This is a genomic window from Methylobacterium sp. WL116, assembly GCF_008039455.1.
GTDB lineage: Bacteria > Pseudomonadota > Alphaproteobacteria > Rhizobiales > Beijerinckiaceae > Methylobacterium.
The window spans coordinates 1-2,456 of record NZ_VRUV01000614.1 but is presented as its reverse complement, the minus strand read 5'-3'; the positions used below and the strand labels follow the sequence as shown (position 1 = coordinate 2,456).

Sequence of the window (2,456 nt, the reverse complement as noted above, 5' to 3'; positions counted from 1 at the left end):
GCCGAGGATCGCGGCCCACGCTCCGGTGCCGCCCGCCTCGCGACCGCCCCGCCGCGCGCGACCTACCGCCTGCAGTTCCACAAGCACTTCACCTTCGCCGACGCGGAGAAGATCGTCCCGTACCTGGCGAAGCTCGGGATCAGCCACGTCTACGCCTCGCCGCTGCAGAAGGCCCGACCCGGCTCGACCCACGGCTACGACATCGTCGACCACGGCGCGATCAACCCTGAGCTCGGCGGCGAGGCCGGCTTCGTGCGCCTGTCCGACGCGCTGCGGGCGCACGGGCTGAAGCTGCTGCTCGACATCGTCCCCAACCACATGGGCGTCGGCGGCGCCGACAACCCGTGGTGGCTGTCCGTGCTCGAATGGGGCGCGCTCTCGCCCTTCGGCCATGCCTTCGACATCGATTGGGAGCGCCTGGGCGCCAACCGCAACCTGGTGATCCCCTTCCTCGGCGAGCGCTACGGCGAGGCGCTGGAGAACGGGAACCTCGAGCTCAAGTTCGACGCGGTCGCCGGGGCCTTCAGCGTCTGGCACTACGAGCACCAGTTCCCGATCCGCCCGCTGAACTACCCGACCATCCTCAATCGGGTGCTAGCGGCGCTCGGCGACGTGGACGAGGAGGCGCAGGGCGAGCTGCTCGCCATCTCCGAGCGCCTGCGCACCATGGGCGCCGAGACCGACGCGAAGCGCCGCGTCGCCTTCCCGGAGGAGGCGGAAGGGCTCAAGCAGCGGCTCGCCGCCGTCTGCGCCGCATCGCCGGAGATCCGAGCCGCGATCGACCGCAGCCTCAAGCTGCTCAACGGCTTCAAGGGCCGCCCGGACAGCTTCGGCCCGCTGCACCGGCTCCTGGAGAGCCAGGCCTATCGCCTCGCTCATTGGCGCGTCGCGTCGAGCGACATCAACTACCGGCGCTTCTTCGACGTGAACTCGCTGGCGGGCCTGCGCGTCGAGCTGAACGACATCTTCCACCGCTCGCACGAGACCGTGTTCCGGCACGTCCGCGAGGGGCGGATCGACGGGCTGCGCATCGACCACATCGACGGCCTGGCCGACCCGCAGGGCTATGCGCGGGCGCTGCAGGCGGCCGTCGGACCGGGCTTCTACGTCGTGGTCGAGAAGATCCTGGAGCCGGGCGAGAAGCTTCGGCCGTGGCCGGTCGCCGGCACCACCGGCTACGACGTGCTGAACCACCTCGACGGCATCCTCGTCGACCAGGGCAAGCGCGGCAAGATCAAGCGGCTCTACGAGTGGGCCACCGGCTTCGACGAGCCCTACGGCTTTCAGCTTCGCGCCGCGAAGGCCGAGATCCTCGAGATCAGCTTCGCCAGCGAGCTCGAGGTGCTGACCACCGACCTCAAGGAGATCGCCGATGCCGACCGGCGCACGCGCGACTTCTCGGTCAACGCGATCCGCCGGGCGCTCATCGAGATCATCGCGCGGTTCCCGACCTATCGCAGCTACCTGCCGCCGGACCTCGACGAGAGCGATGTGGAGGCCGAGGACGTTCGGCTGATCGAGGGCGCGGTCGCCAAGGCCAAGCGCTGGTCGGCGCTGCCGGACCGCTCGGTCCACGACTTCGCGGCCGCCGCGCTCATCGGCCGGATCGAGACCTCCGGGCCCGGACGGCCGGACCCGATCGTGATCCTGCGGTTCCGCCGCCGCTTCCAGCAGCTCACCGGCCCGGTGATGGCCAAGAGCCTGGAGGACACGCTGTTCTACCGCTACGCGATGCTGCTCGGCCTCAACGAGGTCGGCGGCGATCCCGGCGAGTACGGCCTCGACGCGGAGCACTTCCACGCGCTCCAGGCGGCGCGTGCCCGCGACTGGCCGAACGCGATGATCACGACGGCGACCCACGACACCAAGCGCGGCGAGGATGCGCGCTCGCGCCTGCTCGCCCTGTCCGAGCTGCCGGAGGAATGGGCCCGCGCCTGGGACCTGTGGCGCACGATCGCCGTCCCGCACCTGACGACCATCGACGACGAGCCGGCGCCGGACGCCAACGACCAGTGGATGTTCTTCCAGGCCATCCTCGGGGCGTGGCCGCTCGAGCTGCTCGATGCCGACGAGCCGAATGCCATCGAGGATTTCCGCAAGCGCCTGACCGCCTACAGTGAGAAGGCGATGCGCGAGGGCAAGCGCAGGTCGAGCTGGGTCAACGTCGACGAAGCCTACGAGGGTGCGGTCGCCAAGCTGTTCGAGGCGCTGATCGCGCCGGGGTCCGAGTTCCTGGCCAAGCTGCGGCCGTTCGCCCGGCGCCTCGCCCATCTCGGGATGATCGCCGGCCTCGGCCGCACGGTCCTCAAATGCACGCTGCCCGGCCTGCCGGACGTGTACCAGGGCACCGAGTTCTGGGACTTCTCGTTCGTCGATCCCGACAACCGCCGGCCGGTGAACTACGCGGCGATGGAACGCGCTCTTGCGGACCAGGGGGTGCTGCCCGAACTGCTGGC

The 2,456-nt window shown here is 70.1% G+C and carries 1 protein-coding gene; it reads left to right on the top strand.

The genetic code is table 11. The features are described from left to right. Positions 1 to 2,456: malto-oligosyltrehalose synthase (gene treY / locus FV223_RS25305; RefSeq protein ID WP_147729530.1), on the top strand; the 2,456-nt coding region annotated here is incomplete at both ends.